This is a genomic window from Roseateles sp. GW821-FHT09G03 (assembly GCF_059416045.1).
This window is the reverse complement of sequence record NZ_JBWKOK010000003.1, coordinates 258,781-276,707: the sequence shown is the minus strand read 5'-3', so window position 1 is coordinate 276,707 and position 17,927 is coordinate 258,781. Positions and strand designations below refer to the sequence as shown.

Genomic DNA, 17,927 nt, shown 5'->3' with positions numbered 1-17,927 from the left:
ATCCGGCGCCGATACGACACCGCGCTGCCGCGCGGACCTGTATCGGTCGAGACCGGCCAGTTGGCGGCGCACCCGGGGGTCACCTCTTGCCCCCGTCGCCGCGATCGCCCAGATCGCGGTGGCGACAAGGATCGCCCCGCCGCCGATGACCGTTGCCGCGCCGTTGACCTATCCCCGCTGGATCGCGCTGGCGCTCGCCCGCGCGCTGCAGGCGGACGACGAGTCGCCGCGCGCCCGCGAGGCCGAAGCGCTGCAGGCGCGTGCCGAGCAATGCCTGGGCGTCGAAGCGCGGCCCTGGCTGAAGCCGCTCTGCGTGGCGCTTGCACGATGGACGACGCCGGTGTGGCGCGCGCATTCGATCCGCAGCTTCGCCGATGCGCTGCTGGAAATCGACGCGTTCCACGAGGGTTTCGATCTCGAACGATTCCCTCGACCCACCGTTCGCCGCCTGCTGCTTCGGCCATCGCGGATGCGGCCCTTGCCCTTTGCGCTGGAGCACCTCGTGCTGCCGGACTGGTCGACGGAGGCCGACCTGGCGGCGTGGCTCGACCTGACGCTCGAAGAGCTCGATCACTTTGCCGGCCCCGCGCGGCGCTACCGCGAGGCGGTCGCCACGCCGCAACGACCACACGTCGCGCCAACGCCGCATTACCGCTGCCTGCTCGTGCCGAAGCGCCGCGGCGGCCTGCGACTGATCGAAGCGCCGCTTCCGCGCCTGAAGGCCATTCAACGCCGCCTGCTCGACGGGCTCCTGAACACGCTGCCCTGCCACGAGGCCGCGCATGGTTTCGTGCCCGGCCGCAACGTCGCGACGAACGCGGCGGTCCACGCCGGCCAGGACTTCGTCATCCGCTTCGACCTGCGCGACTTCTTTCCCAGCATCGGACGCGCGCGGATCGCGGCTACGTTCCGGACACTGGGGTTCTCCGACGCGGTCGTCGAGCGGCTGACGGCGCTCTGTACCGCGCGCACGCCGACACCCATCCGCGAACGGCTGCGCGAGGACGGATCGATCGACTTCGACGGTGCCAAGCGTCTCGCTTCGCCGCACCTGCCGCAGGGCGCGCCGACGTCACCGGCGCTGGCCAACCTGTGCGCGTTCCCGCTCGACCTGCGGCTGGACGGACTCGCCCATCGCTTCGGCGCGCGCTATTCGCGGTACGCGGACGACCTGGTGTTCTCCGGCCCCGCGACGCTGCGCCGCGATCAGCGCGAGTTCCGCGCCTGGGTCCAGGCCATCGTCGAGGACGAGGGCTTCCGGCTGCGCCGCGACAAGACCCTTGCGATGCCCTCAGGCGGCCGGCAGCGGGTGACCGGCGTCGTCGTCAATGCGAAGCCCAACCTCGCACGGGAGGACTTCGATCGATTGAAGGCCGAGCTGCATCAGCTCGGTGCGCTCGATGCCGTCGATCCGGCGCTGCGCTCGCAACTGTCGGGGCGACTCGCGTGGGCTCGCCAGTTCCTGGCACCGACCCGGGTGGAAAAGCTGCAGCGGATGTTCGACGCGATCGCGTTCGGCGCGGCTCGCTGATCTCACTGGCTGCTCTCACTCGCTGCTCATCGCGGCGCCACGTTCAGTGAGCAACTGCGTGAGCAGGCTGCGATGGCAGCGCAGCGGGTTGTCGCAATAGCAGCCCATCGACAGATTGGACGAGTGGGACAGCGCCGCCAGCGTGTCCAGCATCTGCGACGGCGCCGATTCGCTCATCTCCTTGCGATACGCACGAGCGAAGGTGGTCCACTGCTTGTCGTCCTCGGCGGCCCGCCCCTGGGCCATCAGTTCGGCACTGGGCGACAGCAGCGGCAGCCAGCTGTCGTAGTAGTCCAGACGCCCGTAGTCCTCCTTGCGGACGCCACGCGGAGGGCGGCGGACAGTGCCGAGGCGGGGGCCTTCATTGGGCAGGCGTGGCGTGACGCCGAGCTGGACGATGCGGATGCTCATGGCGACATGATCGCCGCCTCGCAGGTCACTTCCAAGCGTCGCATTCCCGGAATGCTGTCGGGCTGCGACGACGTCCCGTTCAGGCCTGAACGCCGGCCCGCGGCACGCTCAACCGCACCCGCAGCCCCTGCCCGGCCGTCGCATCGAGCAGCTCCAGCTTCCCGCGGTGCCGCTGAGCAATGTCCACCGCGATCGCCAGGCCCAGGCCGCTGCCTGTGCCCTTGGACTCGCTGCCGCGTTCGAAGCGGCGCAACGCGCGGTCCCGGTCCTGCGGCGGGATGCCGGGGCCGTTGTCCTCGACCTCCACGCGCGACCACTCGCCGTCGCAGCCGGTGCGCACCGTGATGCGCGGATTCGGTCCGGCGTAGTTCAGGCAGTTGTGCAGCACGTTGGCCAGCAGTTCCCGCAGCAGGAAACTCTGCCCCAGCATCGGCGCGCTCTCGAGCTCGAACTCGAGGTCCGCCCCCGCCTGCAGCGCGCGCGGCACCCAGTCCTCCGCCACCTGTGCCGCGATGTCGCGCAGGTCCAGCAGCTGCTCGCGGCCGCCCGGCTCGGCCTCGGCCCGCGCGATCGACAGCATCTGCGTCGCGAGGCGCGCGCTCCGGTCCACCGATCCCTGCAGGCGCTTGAGAATCGGCTCCATCTGCGGATCGTGCGGCTCCAGCAGCGCCAGGTCGATCTCGGTCCGCAGCGACGTCAGGGGCGTGCGCAGTTGATGCGCCGCATTCGCCAGGAAGTCCTGCTGCGCCGACGAGGCCCGCCGCAGCCGCTCGAACAGCCGGTTGAACGCCGCGATCAACGGCCGCAATTCGCCGGGCACGTCGTGCTGCAGCGGCTCCAGGCGGGCGAGGTCGCGTTGCTCCAGTTCCGCGCTCAGTTGCGACAGCGGCCTCAGGCCGCGGTAGGTCGCCCACCAGCCGGCGCCCGCGAGCAGCACGGCCATGCCGCCGATCAGCAGCGCCACGACCACCAGCAATTGCTGTTGCAGCGCGTCGCGCTTGTTCAACGTCTCGGCGACCAAGATCTGGCAGACGTGCCCGCCACCGCAGGTGGCGCCAAGCGCCGCCGCGCGCAGCGACTCGCCGTCCAGCGTCGCCAGCGTGAAGAACCATTCATTGGGCTTGCGCTTGGGCAGCTTCAGCCGCGCAAGCTGCACGTCGCCGAGCAGGACCTCGCCCGCCGGGTCGAGCACCAGGTAATAGACGCGGTCCGTGCGGTCGAAGCGCAGCGCGCGGTCGGTCGGGCCCGACACGTCGACGACGACCTGGCCGTCGCGCTCCCGCAGCAGGCTGGCCACCGCGAGCGCCGTGTCGCCCAGCGCCTGGTCGAGCCAGGAGATCGCCGTGTCGTGCATGACGCGGTAGAGCATGAAGCCGGCCGCGGGCACCGCGACCAGCACGGGGGCCATCAGCCAGATGAGCAGCCGCTGCTTGAGGCTGAAGGTCCGGCCGCCGCCGGACCGGGGGTTTCCAGAGGGGACGCTGCCGGAAAGAGCGCTGCCGGAAGAGGCGCCGCCGGGCGGGGACGACTCGCTCATGCCGCGGGGGTCAGGCCTTGGCCGCCGGCGCGGGCGGCATCTCTTCCAGCAGATACCCCAGACCGCGCACGGTGCGCAGCTGCAGGCCGGCGGGCTCGATCTTGGCGCGCAAGCGCGAGACGCAGACCTCGATCGCGTTGTCGCTGACGCCTTGCTCCCAGCCATTGCTGGCCGAGGCGATCTGTTCCTTCGCGACCACCTTGCCGGCGCGCGCCAGCAGGAAGCCCAGCACGTCCCACTCGCGTGCAGAGAGCGCCAGCGGCTCCTCGGCGATGTAGGCGCGGCGAGCTTCCAGATCCATCCGGAGCGAGGAGAGTCTCAGCTCGTTGCCGGTGCGGGCCTGGCTGCGTCGCACCAGCGCGCGGGCCCGGGCGATCAGTTCGCTCAGCGCGAAGGGCTTGACCAGGTAGTCGTCCGCGCCACCTTCCAGGCCGCGCACGCGGTCCTCGACGGCGTCGCGCGCCGTCAGCAGCAGCACCGGCGTCGTGCTGCCCTGGGCGCGCACGCGTCGCAGCGTCTCGAAACCGTCGATGCCGGCGAGGCCGATGTCCAGGATGAGCAGGTCGTAACGATCCTCGCGCAAGGACAGCGGGACGGGCTCGCCGCGGGCGCTGACGTCCACGACCCAGGACTGCGAGCGCAGGGCCCGGGCGGTGGACTCCGCCAGGAACTCATCGTCTTCGACCAGGAGGATTCGCATGGAGCGTCAGCATAAGCCTAGAGCCTTGCGGCGGCCAATCGGTCACCTGTCGGAAACCTGAGGGCAACGGCACCGACAGGTTTCGGACAGGTTTGCGTCAAGTCCGCAACAGCGAGCTTGGCCAGACTGCCGCCCATGCCGAACAACGTTCACAACGCCTTCACCGCTCACCCGGACCCGCGCCCCGCCGTGCTGCTCCTGCACGGCCTGTGCGCCAACCCGCTGGAGATGATGCCGCTGGCCCGTGCCCTGCGCGACGCCGGCTACGCCGTGGAAGCGCCCGCGCTGGACGGTTACGGCGTCGTTCCCCCGGTCGCCGGGGCGCCGGTCGCCGACAAGCCTCGTCGCGCGCCGGTCCCGCCCTTCGAACAGTGGGTCGACATGGCAGCCGCGCACTTCGACGCGCTGGCCGCCAGGCACACCCGCGTGGCCGTCGGCGGCCTGTCGATGGGCTCGGTGCTGGCCTTGGCCCTCGCGCTGAAGCGGCCTGCGGCGGCCTTGATGCTGCTGTCCACCAGCCTGCATTTCGACGGCTGGAACGTCTCGCCGTGGCGCCGCCTGCTGCCGCTGGCCTACGTGCCGCCGCTGCGCCAATGGCTAGCCTTCCGCGAGACACCGCCCTACGGCATCAAGAACGAACGGCTGCGCGAATGGGTGGCGCAGGCGATGAATTCGAGCCACGTCTCCGCGGCCGGCGCGGACCGGCTGCCGGCCGCCTCCCTGTACCAGGCCTCGCGGATGATCCGCCTCGTGCGCCGCCGCCTGCACGAGATCGACGCGCCCGCCGTCGTCCTGCATGCGAGCGAGGACGACGTCAGCGGCCCCCGTTCCGTGCTGGACCTGCAACGCCGCTTGGCGACGACGCCCGAGGTGCATTGGTTCCATCACAGCTATCACATGTTGACATTGGACAACGAACGCGGCGCCGTCACCCAGGCGGCGCGCCAGTTCCTGCAACGGCTGGTGCCTGTCGACGCACTGTCCGAACACCCAGCTTCTTTGACCACGACCGAGGACCGCCGCCATGAGCAACACGCTTGATCAACTCCGCCAACTGGCCTGCCACGAGCTGGGCATGGCCGAGGACGCCCTGAAGAACGACGTCACCTTCGCCGAACTGGGTCTGGACTCGCTGATGCTGGTCGACTTCATGTTCGCGGTGGAGGACAAGTTCCACATCGAGATCGACCACGACACCGCGATGAAGCAGCCGACCATCGTCGGTCTGGCCGCGATCGTGGACGCGCAACTGGCCGCCAAGGCCGACGCCGGCGGCACGCCCGCGGCCGTCGCCGCCTGAGCGCCGGTGCCGGCATGAGCCCGGAAGCGGTATGGATCACCGGCATCGGCGCCTGCAGCGCGCTCGGCCCGGACGCGGACTCGCTCGCGGAGGCGCTGGCGCAGGGGCGGTCGGGGATCGCGCTGCAGCCGGGAGAACCGGCGCGCGGCGTGGCGCCGTTCGCGGCGGCAGCGGTGACGCTGCCGCTGGGACAGGACATGCCACCGGCGCAGCGCAACCTGCACGACCGCCACAGCCTGATGGCGCTGCACGCGGCGCGCGAGGCCTGGACGCAGTCCGGCCTGCCGGCGACCTCCGCGACGCCGGAACGCTCGGCGGTGGCCTGGGGCACGGGACTGGGCGGCTCGAACGCGCTGCAGCAGTCCTACGGCGAGCACCTGACGAAGGAAACGCCGCGCATCCATCCGTACACGGTGGTGCGGGTGATGAGCAACTCGGCCGCCTCGCACCTGGCGATGAAGTACGGGCTGAAGGCGGCGATGCTGACGATCTCCAACGCCTGCGCCTCGTCGGCGCAGGCGATCGGCGAGGCGCTGATGCTGCTGCGGCAGGGCCGCGCGGACGTGGTGCTGGTCGGGGGCTCGGAGGCGATGCTGAATCCGGGCTCGGTGGCGGCGTGGCAGGCGATGGGCGTGATGGCGCCGGCGGATCCGGAAGATCCGTCGCGCAGCTGCCGCCCGTTCGACGACACGCGCAAGGGCCTGGTGCTGGGCGAGGGCGCGGCGGCGCTGGTGCTGGAGACGGAGAGCCACGCCCGCGCACGCGGCGCATCGGCGCTTGCCGTGCTGGCCGGCTACGGACATAGCGTCGACGCGGTCCACCTGTCGCGTCCCGACGCCGACGGCCAGGAGCGCGCGCTGCGCGCCGCGCTGGCGGACGCGGGCGTCGAGGCTTCGCAGGTTGGTTACGTGAATGCGCACGGTACGGCGACCGACGTCGGCGACACGGTCGAGGCCGAATCGCTGGCGCGCGTGTTCGGCGTGCGCGGCGTGCCGGTCAGCGCGACCAAGGCGCTGCACGGTCACCTGATCGGGGCCGGCGGCGCGCTGGAGCTGGTCGCCTGCATTCAGGCGATGCGCCGCGGTCAACTCCCGGCGAGCGCGCACATCGCGACGAGCGTGCTCGAGGAAGTCGCTGACGTGATCCGCGAGCCGCGCGCCTTCGATCCCTCGAAGGCGATGGTCAGCAATTCGTTCGCGTTCGGCGGCAGCAACGTGTCACTGGTGATCCGGGCGGCCTGAGCCGCCCTTCACCTCGAACCGCTCCAGCATCGTCGCCAGCTCCGCCGCGGAGCGCAGGCCGAGCTTGGTGAACGCTCTCGCGCGGTGGACCTCCACCGTGCGGATCGCGATGCCGAGCTCATCGGCGACCTGCTTGTTGAGCTTGCCGGCCGCGACCAGCACCGCGACCTCGCGTTCGCGGTCGGTCAGGCTGGCGAGCTTGCCGGCGACGTCCGCATGGACGCGGGACTCGCGCCAGCGGTGGATGTCCGTGGCGATCGCGCGCTGCACCTTGTTGACCAGCGCCTGATCGTTGAACGGCTTCTCGACGAAGTCGAGCGCGCCCTTCTGCATCGCGTCCACCGCCATCGGGATGTCGCCGTGGCCGCTCAAAAAGATCACCGGCAGCGGCACGCCGCGCGCGATCAGCTCGTCATGCACCTGCAGCCCGGAGAGCGGCTCCATCCGCACGTCCAGCACGATGCAGCCGTGCGGATCGATGGCGCGGTCGAGCGCCTCGAACAGCGCGGGCCCGCTCGCATGCGGTTCCACCCGCAGCCCGTGCGTGCGCATCAGGAAGGCCAGTGCGTCACGCACCGCCGCCTCGTCGTCCACCAGGTGGACCGTCGCCTGTGGGTCGCTCATCGCGCGCCCTCCTTGTGTTGTCCGATGCCGCCCTTGCCGGAGCCGGCAACGCTGCCCGGGTTCGTGCCCGCGCCACTGGCAGCAGCATCCGCGCTGCCGTCGCACGCGCCCTGCCCCGGACACAGCGGCAGCGTGAAGCTGATCCTCGCGCCGCCGAGCGCGCTCGCGCCGGCTTCCATGCCACCGTGATGTGCCTCGATCACCGAGCGGCAGATCGCCAGTCCCATGCCCATGCCCTCGGACTTCGTCGAATAGAACGCCGTCGTCAGCTGATCGATGCCGCGGCCCTGCAGCCCGGGGCCGTTGTCATCGACATCCACGCGAACGAAACGTTCGCCGACGCGCTGCGCGGCGATGCGCACCTGCGCGCCCGGCCGGCCGTGCAATTCATCGAGCGCGTTGCGGACCAGGTTGATCAGCACCTGCTCGATCAGCACCGCGTCGGCCTGCACATCCGGGAGACCGGCCGGCATCGTCACGTCGACGAGCACGCCGCGCAGATCGCGCTTGAGCAGCGCCAGCACGCGCGCCGCGAGTTCAGGCACCGCGCAGCGTTCCGGCTGCGGCGCGCGCCGCGTCACGAAGGCGCGGATGCGCTGCACGATGCGCCCCGCCTCCTGCGCCTGCTCGCCGAGCCGGCGCAGCGCCTCCAGCACGATCTCGTCGGCCTGACCGGCACGCTCCAGCGAGCGCAGCGCGCCGGCGTTGTAGCCGGCGATCGCCGCGAGCGGCTGGTTCAGCTGATGCGCCAGCGCCGACGCCACTTCGCCCAGCGTGCTCAGCCGCGCCTGGTGCGCGAGCGCCTCCGTGCGACGCCGGTCGCGTTCCTCGGTCTGCTTGCGCGCGCTGATGTCGACGATCGAGCCCATCCAGCCGATCTGCACGCCGTTGGCATCCACCAGCGGCGCCTCGAAGATCATCACGTCCAGCACGTGGCCCTCGCGGTGCATCCAGCGCGCCTCGTAGCCCTCTCGCGGCGCGCCACCCGCCATGTTCCGCTGGTGGCGGCGCAGGCTGTCCTCCATCTCGTCAGGCAGCCAGTACGGCATCGGCGGCAGGCTGCCGAGCAGTTCCTCGGCGCTGTAGCCCACCAGGTCGCAGAACGCGCGGTTCAGATGCGTCAGCCGGCCGTCGAGATCACGTCCTCGCAGGCCCACCGTCAACGAGTCCTCGACCGCGCGACGCCACGCCGCCTCCGTGCGCGCCTCGCCTTCGGCACGCCGCACCTCGCGCATCTGCCGGCGCAGCATCCCGCTCGCCAGCGCCGAGAGCAGCAGGAACACGCCCATCAGCGCCGCCGCCAGCGTGTACCACCACGGGCGATGCGGCACGCGCGTGTTGAGCTCGAGCCAGGTCTCGCGCATCGCCGGATCGACGCTGACGCGATAGCTCTGCGTGCCGGTGAGCGCGAGCGTGTCGCCGGTCTGCGCCAGCGCATCACCGGTCTGCGCGAGCCGCTGACCCAGGCCGTCGACCAGCCTCACGTCGTACTTCTGCGAGAGCCACCACGGCAGCGTCTGCCGCAGCAGCGCGCTCGGCGCGAAGCGCACGACCAGCCGGCCGCCCTGCGGCCGCGGCGAGCTCCAGTGCGCGGTCAGCCCGCCCTCGTCGAGGCTCACGCCGCTGCGCTCCCGCGACGGCGCCAAGGCCTGCGGCGTCTGCTGCGGCACATGCGCGATGACGCGGTTGTTGCCGTCCAGCACGGTCACGCTGACCCACAGCCGCCGCAAGCCTTCGGCGACCGCGCGATGGTTCAGCAGCATATTGTCGTCGACGTTCCCCGGCAGCTGCTGCGCGAGGCGGTCCACCGCCGCGTGCTCCGCGTTGAGCCAGTCGGAGATGCGCGCCTCCAGCGACAGCGAGTCGGCGATCAGCGTCAGCCGCTCCTCCTCCAGGTCGCGCATGTCGCTCAGCCGCAGCCACACGCCGACCGACGCGGCGAAGGCCACCGCCAGCACCAGCGGCAGGGCCCAGCTCGCGCGCTTGAGCAGTTGGAGGAGTCGTCGGGACACGGCCATGGCGGCAGTCTAGGCGCTGCGCAGAGCGCACGAGAGGCCCTGCGCGATACGTGTTTCCCCAATGTGGAAGTCCACAACTGGCGGCGCGGGGACCGGATTTCCACAATCCGCCACATTCCGCGACAGGTCGTCACTGCGCCTGATGGGCGGATCCCGAAGAACACTCGCGAAGAACACCAGGAGACCGCATGTCCGCCAAATTCCCCCGCCGCCTGCTGCTGTCGGCCGCCCTCGCCGTCGCAGGTCTGGCCGCCACCGCGTCCGCCTTCGCCCAGGCCCCGATCGTCATCAAGCTGAGCCACGTCGTCGCCCCCGACACCCCCAAGGGCAAGGGCGCGCAGCGCTTCAAGGAACTCGCCGAGGAGCGCAGCAAGGGCAAGCTGAAGGTCGAGGTCTACCCCAACAGCCAGCTCTACAAGGACAAGGAAGAGCTGGAGGCGCTGCAGCTCGGCTCCGTCCAGATGCTGGCCCCGTCGCTGGCCAAGTTCGGTCCGCTGGGCGTCAAGGAATTCGAGGTCTTCGACCTGCCCTTCCTGTTCAAGGACGACGCCTCGTTCCGCAACACGACCAACACGCTGGGCATGGAGCTGTTCAAGAAGCTCGAGCCCAAGGGCATCAAGGGCCTGGCCTTCTGGGACAACGGCTTCCACATCATGAGCGCCAACAAGCCGCTGCACCACGTGGCGGACTTCAAGGGCCTGAAGATGCGGATCCAGTCCTCCAAGGTGCTGGACGCGCAGATGCGCGCGCTGGGCGCGATCCCGCAGGTGATGGCCTTCTCCGAGCTGTACCAGGCGCTGCAGTCCGGCGTGGTCGACGGCACCGAGGGCGTGCCGTCCAACTTCTACACCCAGAAGACCTACGAGGTGCAGAAGCACACGACGATCAGCAACCACGGCCACCTGGCCTACGCGCTGATCATCAACAAGAAGTTCTACGACGGCCTGCCGGCCGATCTGAAGGCCGTGGTCGACAGCAGCGTCAAGGACGCGACCACCTACGCCAACGCGATCGCGCAGACCGAGAACCAGCAGGCCTTCGAGAAGATCAAGGCCAGCGGCAAGACGACCATCTACACGCTGACGCCGGCGGAAGTGAACGAGTGGAAGCTGGCGCTGATGCCGGTCCACAAGGAGATGGAGTCGCGCGTGGGCAAGGGCACTGTCGAGGCCGCCTACAAGGCCGCCGGTTTCGTGCCTCCCACGAAGTAAGACAACTCCGCTCCCTCTGTGCCGCGCCCCTGCCTAGGGCGGCGCGGCTTTTCTTTGCCTGAAGGAGACCGCCATGTCATTGAAGTGGCTGGATCGTTTGGAGGAGACGCTGATCGCGTTCCTCATGGGCGCCGCGACGCTGGTGATCGCGATGGCCGTGCTGCACCGCTTCCTGGCCGGCGTGCCGGCGGTGCAGGACTACGTCATCCGCATCGACGTGAGCTGGGCGCAGGAACTGTGCATCTACATGTTCGTGTGGATGGCCAAGTTCGGCGCCGCGTACGGCGTGCGCGCCGGAACGCACGTCGGCGTCGACGTGGTGGTGCGCAAGCTCAAGCCCGAGCACGCGAAGTACCTGGTGATCTTCAGCCTGCTGGCCGGCGCGCTCTTCACCGCGACGGTGGGCACGCTGGGCGCGACCTTCGTGTGGGAGAACGGCGCGCACTACGCCTTCACGCACGCCTTCGGCATCGAGAACCCGGACCTCTTCGAAGGCCCGACCTCGCCGGACCTGGAGATCCCGACCTGGATCGCCTACTCCTGCGTGCCGCTGGGCTCCTACCTGATGTGCTTCCGCTTCCTGCAGGTCTGCTGGAACTTCATCCGCACCGGTGAAGCGCCGCACGCGGACCACGGCCACGTCGAAGGCATCGAGGACGACGTCGCCGCCGTGGGCTCGGCAAAGGCCACGGAAGAGGCCGCCAAGTCGGCGAAGGCTTCGAAGGGAGACCGCGCATGAACACGCTGATCATCTTCTCGCTGCTGGTGGTGCTGATGCTCACCGGCATGCCGATCTCGATCTCGCTGGGCCTGACGGTCCTGACCTACCTCTTCACGATGACGAACGTGCCGATCGAATCGGTCGCGCTCAAGCTGTTCACCGGCATCGAGAAGTTCGAGATCATGGCCGTCCCGTTCTTCATCCTGGCGGGCAACTTCCTGACGCATGGGGGGGTGGCGAGGCGGATCATCCACTTCGCCACGACCATGATCGGCCACTGGTACGGCGGCCTCGGCCTGGCCGGCGTGCTGGCCTGCGCGATGTTCGCGGCGATCTCGGGCTCGTCGGTGGCGACAGTGGTCGCGGTCGGCTCCATCATCCTGCCGGCGATGACCAAGCAGGGCTATCCGAAGCAGTTCGGGGCCGGGGTGATCACGACGTCCGGCGCGCTGGGCATCCTGTTCCCGCCGTCGATCAACCTGGTGATGTTCTCCATCGCCACGGCCGGCATGTCGGCGACGGGCCCGCACGGCGAGGTCGTGGGCACCGCGTCCGTCGGCCAGCTGTTCATGGCCGGCGTCGTGCCGGGCGTGTGCCTGTCGATCCTGCTGGGCATCACGACCTGGTACCGCGCCAAGAAGTACGACTACCCGCGCATGGTCAAGGCCACCTGGGGCGAGCGCTTCAAGGCCTTCCGCGACAGCTTCTGGGGCCTGATGCTGATCGTCGTCGTCATCGGCGGCATCTACAGCGGCAAGTTCACGCCGACCGAAGCGGCCGCCGTGGCCGCCGTGTACGCCTTCATCATCTCGGTCTTCGTCTACAAGGACATGGGCCTGAAAGACGTGCCCAAGGTGCTGCTGAAGGCCGCGGCGATGAGCTCCATGCTGCTGTACATCATCACCAACGCGGTGCTGTTCAGCTTCCTGATGGCCTCGGAGCAGATCCCGCAGACGATGGCCGCGTGGATGTCGGCGCAGGGCTTCGGACTGTTCGTCTTCCTGCTGCTGGTCAACCTGATCCTGCTCGGCGCGGGCAACTTCATGGACCCCGCCGCGATCGTGCTGATCATGGCGCCCATCCTGTTCCCGGTGGCGGCCAAGCTCGGCGTCGATCCGGTGCACCTGGGCATCCTGATGGCGGTGAACATGGAGGTGGGCCTCTGCCACCCGCCGGTGGGCTTGAACCTCTACGTGGCCTCGGGGATCACGAAGATGGGGATCACCGAACTCACGGTCGCGGTGTGGCCGTGGCTGCTCACGATGCTGGGCTTCCTGATGGTGGTCACCTACTGGCCGACGCTGTCGCTGGCGCTGCCGAGGGCCCTGGGCCTGGTCGGCTGACGACACGCTCTTCTGCTCTAGAAGCCCCGCCGGCGCGCTTGCGCCGCGGGGCTTTTTCCTTTGCGGCGTAACCGCTCTCAACGGTCCTCGCCTCCCTCGCAAGAGGTAGGCATGTGGTGCGCCATTCCCCGGATTCCGCAACACGGGTAACGGTCGATTTCAGAGGGGCACGATCGATTGACGCGACCAGTAGCGGACCACTTTAATGCGCTGCCCTGACGCACGACTCGTGCGCGGGACCCGACCACGCCGGCCGCAGCGCCGAGAGGAATCCGCATGGCGCTCGCCCCCCGTCCCACTGCCGCCGAATGGCTCCGCCGGTCTGCCGTCCGATCGACCCGCGCCGCACTGGCCGCGGCGTTGCTCGCGGCGCTGAGCGCCTGCGGCGGCGGCGGCGGCGACGAGTCCAAGCCTCAAGGCAATCCGCCTGTCGCCACGGATCCGGGAGCCGGCGGCGGCACGGGGACGGGCTCGGGCGGAACGGGCACCGGCGGCGGAACGGGTGGCGATCCCACCACCGAGGTTCCTCCGCCGCCGTCCACGCCGATGCTGCCGACGACGCCGGTCGATCCCGAGCCTGCGCCACCCGCGCCGCCTCCGACCAGCACACCGACCGCGCCGTCGCCTTCTCCGGCACCGGCGCCTTCTCCAGCACCCGCGCCGGCACCGCCGCCATCGAACGGCCCGACCGCTTCGACGGCACTGCAACTTCCGCTGGAAGTGCTAGGCGCCGGCCTGCCCAGCGCGCCGACCATCGCCACCGCGAACCTGACGCTGGACGCCAACGGCCTCGGCGCCGCCACCGCGCTGTGGCTGCGCTGCCATCGCTGCAGCTTCTTCGGTCCACCGGAACACGAGGCGACCAGCGAGACGCCGGCAGCCGTCAAGGCGAGCCTGCGCATCCTCGGCGGCACGCCGGCCGCCAACGCCAGTGCCGTTCCCTGGGTCGACATCACCGACGGCACCATGGTGCTGGCCGATGCCGAACGCGTGCAGGGCGGACTGAAGCGCGGCGGCGGCCTCTACACGGCACGCATGACGCTGACACTCGATGCGGCCACGAAGGCGCGTCTGGTCAGCGGCGTGAACCTCGTGCAGTTCCGCTTCAACGGCAGCGATGGCGAGTCGAACGGCTACCGCGTCATCGACCTGCAGTTCCGCAACGCGCAGGGACAGAGTCTGGCGACCAACGCGGTGACGCGCGCCGACATCAACGCCGAGAAGGTGGCCGGCCGCACGCTGACCGCCGATGTCGCCGCCGGCGAGAAGCTGTGGAAGGCCGAGAACACGCTGCTGAAGTCGACGCTGGTGAAGCGCCAGATCCGTGCGGCCTGCGCGTCCTGCCATGCCTCGGACGGGCGCGACCTGCAGTACTTCAACTACTCCAACAACTCGGTCGTCCAGCGCTCGCGCTTCCACGGCCTGACCGAGACGCAAGGCGGACAGATCGCCGCCTACCTGCGCTACGCGCTGCGCGACATGGCGCACGTCGCGCAGGCCGCGCCGTGGAATCCGCCTTATCAGCCGGGGCCAGGTCTTGACAGCAAGCCGGTCACGGAGTGGTCCGCCGGTGCCGGGCTGGACGCGGTCCTCGACTCGCCGACGGACGCGGTCAAGGCGCTGTTCGGCAAGCCGCTCGACGGCTCAGCGCTCGCGCTGACGCAGGCCGACGTCGACAAGGTGATGGACGCCAACGCGACGCTCAACACCCGCGAGGTGCCCCTGCCCATCCAGTTCCCGGACTGGAACTCCTACCTGCCGGCGATGCATCCGCTGGACATCTGGCCCACGGGCGCCGACGCGGCCGGCTCGTTCGAGAAGGGCGCGACCTTCACCGCGGACAACCGGCGCCTGGATCCCCTGGCCACATCGAAGAAGATCACCGCCTGGCTGGAGTCGCACCGCTCCGCCACCTTCGGCGACTGGAGCCACCTGACGCCGCAACAGCGCAACGAGATCCAGAGCCTGCTCAAGCCGTCCGGCTTCGAGCTGTATGCCTTCCTCGGCGGCGGCCGCGGCAACCACCTGGCCAAGACCGGTCTCTACGGCGCACAGGTCGGCGCCGCGCAGTTGCAGAAGCTGGCTTCGCAGACACGCACCGCCACCGAGCCCGCCGCCTTCACGACCAACGCCTTCATTGAACGCGTGGTCGGCAGCACGCTGCAATGGAACCTCGTCCAGCAGTGGGAATGGGCGCAGCGTTACGGCATGGAAGGCGACCAGCGCTGGTTCATCGGCGACTACGACGCCACGGCCAAGACCTGGGCCGGGCGCGGCGAGAAACGCGGCTGGCCGTTCAACACGGTCAGCGCCTTCTTCCTGGCGCCGCACATGGTCTATCAGCAGGACAACGACGCCACCGGCAAGATCACCCGCGAGTGGCTGCTCGCCTGGGAGTCCGGCAACAAGCTGGGCTCCTACACGCGCACCAATGCCTGGTACCAGATGCAGGTCACGCTCAATCCGGGCGCGCAGAGCGACTGGGTGAACTACTCGGTGGATTGGCCCTATCTGACCGGTTTCGACTCGCTGCTGTCGCAGACGCTGGGCGACGCCACGCCGGCGCAATCCACCGCCGCGCTGATGAGCGACATCCGCCTGCTGCAGGCGCGCATCAAGTCGGCGCAGTTCGTCAACAACAACATCCCGCTGTGGGTGCCGACGGACACGCGCTCCATCATCAACAACCGCGGACGCTTCAGCAAGGCCGCGGTGGTCAAGCACCTGAACCCGATCAACTTCATGGAGGCCGTCTCCACGCAGGCGACGCAGACCTCGCCGTTCCGCCGCCTCGACAAGCTGCAGGCCGGACTGACGCTGAAGCTGCTGAACGGCGCGTTCAAGCAGTTCAACCAGCTCTACACGGTCACCGATCCAGCGATCTGGCGCCGGTGCGATCCGAACAACATGGACCTGGGCGAGGCCGAACCCACCGCCGGCTTCTCGTTCTGCCTGGACCAGACGAAGCAGCCGCTGACGCTCAAGTCACCCGGCGTCTACGTCATGGCGTCCACGGACTACCGCAGCACGGCCGAGCAGAAGCTGCAGTACGCGGTCTGGAAGGCCGGCACGCTCGGCGCCGATGCGGACCGCGTCAAGACGCTGAACGACTGGCTGCTGCGCGCCTGGCCGTGATGGCCGCGGGGCCCGCGCGTCCTTCATGAACGTGAAGGTCGCGACGGACGAACTCGGGCTGCAGCGAGTTGGATCTCAGACGCCGCCGCGATAGCTGCCCTGTTCGGCCGACAGGCCGGCCTTCACGCCGCGCGTGAGTTCGTCGGCATAGACCTCGTCACGTCCGGCGGCGATCGCGTCCAGCACCTGCTTCGCGACATCGAGCGGGTCGGCCTTCGGCGCGTCCAGGCGGGCGGTCATGTCCGTGTCCATGAAGCCCACGTGCAGCGCGACGACCGACGTGCCCTGGCCCTTCAGCTCCTGCCGCAGACCGTTGGTGACCGACCAGGTCGCCGCCTTCGACACGCTGTAGGTCGCGGCGCCCGTGAGGTTGAGCCAGCTCAGCACCGACAGCACGTTCACGACCGCGCCGCCGCCCTGCGCCTTCAGCACCGGCGCGAAGGCGCGCGTGAGTTCCAGCGGTCCGACGACGTTGGTCTCGAACTCGTCGCGCAGCGCCGCCAGCGCGTTGTCGGCCAGCAGCGGCGAGCCGCGCGAGATGCCCGCGTTGTTGATCAGTAGCGTCACGTCGCCGGCGGCGCGCACGGCGGCCTCGATCTGGTCCTGCTTCGTGACATCGAGCTTCACCGGCACGACGCCGGGCAGGTCGATCAATGCCGGGTCACGCGCGGCGGCGTAGATCTTCTTCACGCCAGCAGCCTGCAGCGCCTTGACGAAGCTCTTGCCCAGACCGCGATTGGCGCCGGTGACGAAGGCGACGGTGTTCTTGAAGTCCATGATGAGTCCTTGAATGAGAGGCGACGGATGAGGGAAGACCGATGACGGAAGACGGATGAGGGGGCGAAGCGGTGACCGGGTCTGTCGGGTCGAAGGAAGACGGCGTCAGACGCGCTCGAGCACCGTGGCGATGCCCTGCCCGCCGCCGATGCATTGCGTGGCCACCGCATAGCGGCCGCCGGTGCGCTGCAGCAGCGCGGCGGCCTTGCCGGTGATACGTGCGCCGGTGGCGCCGAGCGGATGCCCGATGGCCAGGCCGCCCCCGTCCAGGTTCACGCGTTCCGGGTCCAGGCCCAGGTCGCGGATGCAGGCCAACGCCTGCGAGGAGAACGCCTCGTTGAGCTCGACCACGTCGATCTGGTCGACGCTCAGCCCGGCGCGCTTGAGCGCCAGTTGCGTCGCGGGCACGGGGCCGATGCCCATCACCGCCGGATCGACGCCGACGCTGGCGAAACTGACGACGCGCGCCAGCGGCTCGATGCCATGGCGGCGGGCGAAGTCCTCGGTGCAGACCAGCACCACCGACGCGCCGTCGGTCAGCGGCGACGAGGTGCCTGCCGTGACCACGCCGTCCGGCCGGAACACCGGCTTCAGCGAAGCCAGCGCCTCCAGCGTCGTGCCGGGACGGATGCAGCCGTCCTCCGCGACCGTCTCGCCGGCGGCGTTGAGCACCGGCACGATCTCGTCGCGCAGCAGGCCGTCGGCGCGTGCCGCGGCCGCCTTCCGGTGGGACGCCAGCGCGAACGCTTCCTGGTCCGCGCGGCTGACCTCCCAGCGCTCAGCGACGTTCTCGGCCGTATCGCCCATGGAGATGTACGCGTCGGTGTCGGCCTGCAGCGCCGGGTGCGGCGAGAAGTTGAAGCCGCCCTGCGGCACGAAGGTCATCGACTCGACGCCGACGCACAGGTAGGCCTCGCCGATGCCAGCTTCCAGATTCGCCGCGGCGATGTGCACCGCCTGCATCGACGAGCCGCAGAAGCGGTTCACCGTCATGCCCGGCACGCTGTGCGGCAGCCCGGCGAGCAGGCCCACGATGCGCGCCAGGTTGTTGCCCTGCGCCGCCTCGGGATAGGCGCAGCCCAGGATCACGTCCTCGATTTCCGCGCCGGCCACGCCGGTGCGCGCCAGCAGGCCGCGCACGGCCTGGGCGGCCAGGTCGTCGGGCCGTGTCTGGGCCAGCGCGCCCTTCTTCGCGAAGTGGAACGGCGTGCGGGCGTAGGCGGCGATCAGCGCTTTCATTCTCGTCTCCTTGAGCATTTCAATGTTGCTCGACATGAATAATGTAATGTCGAGCTTCATCGAAACGCAGCGGGGCACCGGTCTTGCCCCTGGTGGCGGAGGGGCAATAATCCCTGTCACCCCGTCGCCGGAGACCGTG

The 17,927-nt window shown here is 69.6% G+C and carries 15 protein-coding genes; 8 read left to right on the top strand and 7 right to left on the bottom strand.

The features are described from left to right. Positions 1–145: 145 nt before the first annotated feature. Positions 146–1,531 (top strand): reverse transcriptase family protein, encoded by a 1,386-nt coding sequence (locus AC07OZ_RS13465; RefSeq protein ID WP_495467606.1) that lies wholly within the window; start codon positions 146–148, stop codon positions 1,529–1,531. Positions 1,532–1,546: 15 nt separating this feature from the next. On the opposite strand, the gene AC07OZ_RS13460 is transcribed toward AC07OZ_RS13465, so the two are convergent. From AC07OZ_RS13460 to AC07OZ_RS13450, 3 genes are all read right to left on the bottom strand, one after another. Next, positions 1,547–1,942: a DUF488 domain-containing protein gene (locus AC07OZ_RS13460; protein WP_495467605.1), complete on the bottom strand. Its 396-nt coding sequence runs from the start codon at positions 1,940–1,942 to the stop codon at positions 1,547–1,549. 79 nt (positions 1,943–2,021) lie between these two features. Further along, on the bottom strand, positions 2,022–3,479 hold the full coding sequence (locus AC07OZ_RS13455) for a sensor histidine kinase (protein WP_495467604.1): 1,458 nt from the start codon (positions 3,477–3,479) through the stop codon (positions 2,022–2,024). A gap of 10 nt (positions 3,480–3,489) precedes the next feature. Next, on the bottom strand, positions 3,490–4,179 hold the full coding sequence (locus AC07OZ_RS13450) for a response regulator (protein ID WP_431101668.1): 690 nt from the start codon (positions 4,177–4,179) through the stop codon (positions 3,490–3,492). Between the two features lie 135 nt (positions 4,180–4,314). On the opposite strand from AC07OZ_RS13450, the gene AC07OZ_RS13445 reads away from it, so the two are divergent. The 3 genes from AC07OZ_RS13445 to AC07OZ_RS13435 are packed head-to-tail and all read left to right on the top strand — an operon-like array spanning position 4,315 to position 6,720. Beyond that, the gene (locus AC07OZ_RS13445) at positions 4,315–5,220 is read left to right on the top strand and encodes an alpha/beta hydrolase (RefSeq protein ID WP_495467603.1); all 906 of its coding nucleotides are present in this window, start codon (positions 4,315–4,317) and stop codon (positions 5,218–5,220) included. Next, positions 5,204–5,479 carry an acyl carrier protein gene (locus AC07OZ_RS13440; protein ID WP_495467602.1) on the top strand — a complete coding sequence of 92 codons (276 nt, stop codon included), beginning with the start codon at positions 5,204–5,206 and terminating at the stop codon, positions 5,477–5,479. The genes AC07OZ_RS13445 and AC07OZ_RS13440 overlap by 17 nt, the downstream gene beginning before the upstream one ends. 14 nt (positions 5,480–5,493) lie before the next feature. Further along, the gene (locus tag AC07OZ_RS13435; RefSeq protein ID WP_495467601.1) at positions 5,494–6,720 is read left to right on the top strand and encodes a beta-ketoacyl-[acyl-carrier-protein] synthase family protein; all 1,227 of its coding nucleotides are present in this window, start codon (positions 5,494–5,496) and stop codon (positions 6,718–6,720) included. On the opposite strand, the gene AC07OZ_RS13430 is transcribed toward AC07OZ_RS13435, so the two are convergent. Both AC07OZ_RS13430 and AC07OZ_RS13425 read right to left on the bottom strand, forming a co-directional pair. Continuing rightward, a complete protein-coding gene (locus AC07OZ_RS13430) occupies positions 6,697–7,344 on the bottom strand; it encodes a response regulator transcription factor (RefSeq protein WP_495467600.1) in 648 nt (215 codons plus the stop codon). The two genes, AC07OZ_RS13435 and AC07OZ_RS13430, sit on opposite strands and share 24 nt — an antisense overlap. Beyond that, on the bottom strand, positions 7,341–9,362 hold the full coding sequence (locus tag AC07OZ_RS13425) for a PAS domain S-box protein (protein ID WP_495467599.1): 2,022 nt from the start codon (positions 9,360–9,362) through the stop codon (positions 7,341–7,343). Before AC07OZ_RS13425 ends, AC07OZ_RS13430 begins: the two co-directional genes overlap by 4 nt. A 188-nt stretch (positions 9,363–9,550) precedes the next feature. Between AC07OZ_RS13425 and AC07OZ_RS13420 the strand changes: the two genes are divergently transcribed. From AC07OZ_RS13420 to AC07OZ_RS13405, 4 genes are all read left to right on the top strand, one after another. Beyond that, positions 9,551–10,573, top strand: coding sequence for a TRAP transporter substrate-binding protein (locus AC07OZ_RS13420; protein WP_067277993.1), 1,023 nt, complete (start codon positions 9,551–9,553; stop codon positions 10,571–10,573). Between the two features lie 79 nt (positions 10,574–10,652). Next, positions 10,653–11,312, top strand: a complete 660-nt coding sequence (locus AC07OZ_RS13415; protein WP_495467980.1) for a TRAP transporter small permease — start codon at positions 10,653–10,655, stop codon at positions 11,310–11,312. After that, positions 11,309–12,637, top strand: coding sequence for a TRAP transporter large permease (locus tag AC07OZ_RS13410; protein ID WP_088404913.1), 1,329 nt, complete (start codon positions 11,309–11,311; stop codon positions 12,635–12,637). Before AC07OZ_RS13415 ends, AC07OZ_RS13410 begins: the two co-directional genes overlap by 4 nt. 276 nt (positions 12,638–12,913) lie before the next feature. Beyond that, a complete protein-coding gene (locus AC07OZ_RS13405; RefSeq protein ID WP_495467598.1) occupies positions 12,914–15,772 on the top strand; it encodes a hypothetical protein in 2,859 nt (952 codons plus the stop codon). Between the two features lie 75 nt (positions 15,773–15,847). On the opposite strand, the gene AC07OZ_RS13400 is transcribed toward AC07OZ_RS13405, so the two are convergent. Continuing rightward, positions 15,848–16,549 carry an SDR family oxidoreductase gene (locus AC07OZ_RS13400; protein ID WP_495467597.1) on the bottom strand — a complete coding sequence of 234 codons (702 nt, stop codon included), beginning with the start codon at positions 16,547–16,549 and terminating at the stop codon, positions 15,848–15,850. 105 nt (positions 16,550–16,654) lie between these two features. After that, the gene (locus AC07OZ_RS13395; RefSeq protein WP_495467596.1) at positions 16,655–17,788 is read right to left on the bottom strand and encodes a thiolase family protein; all 1,134 of its coding nucleotides are present in this window, start codon (positions 17,786–17,788) and stop codon (positions 16,655–16,657) included. Between the last annotated feature and the right edge of the window lie 139 nt (positions 17,789–17,927).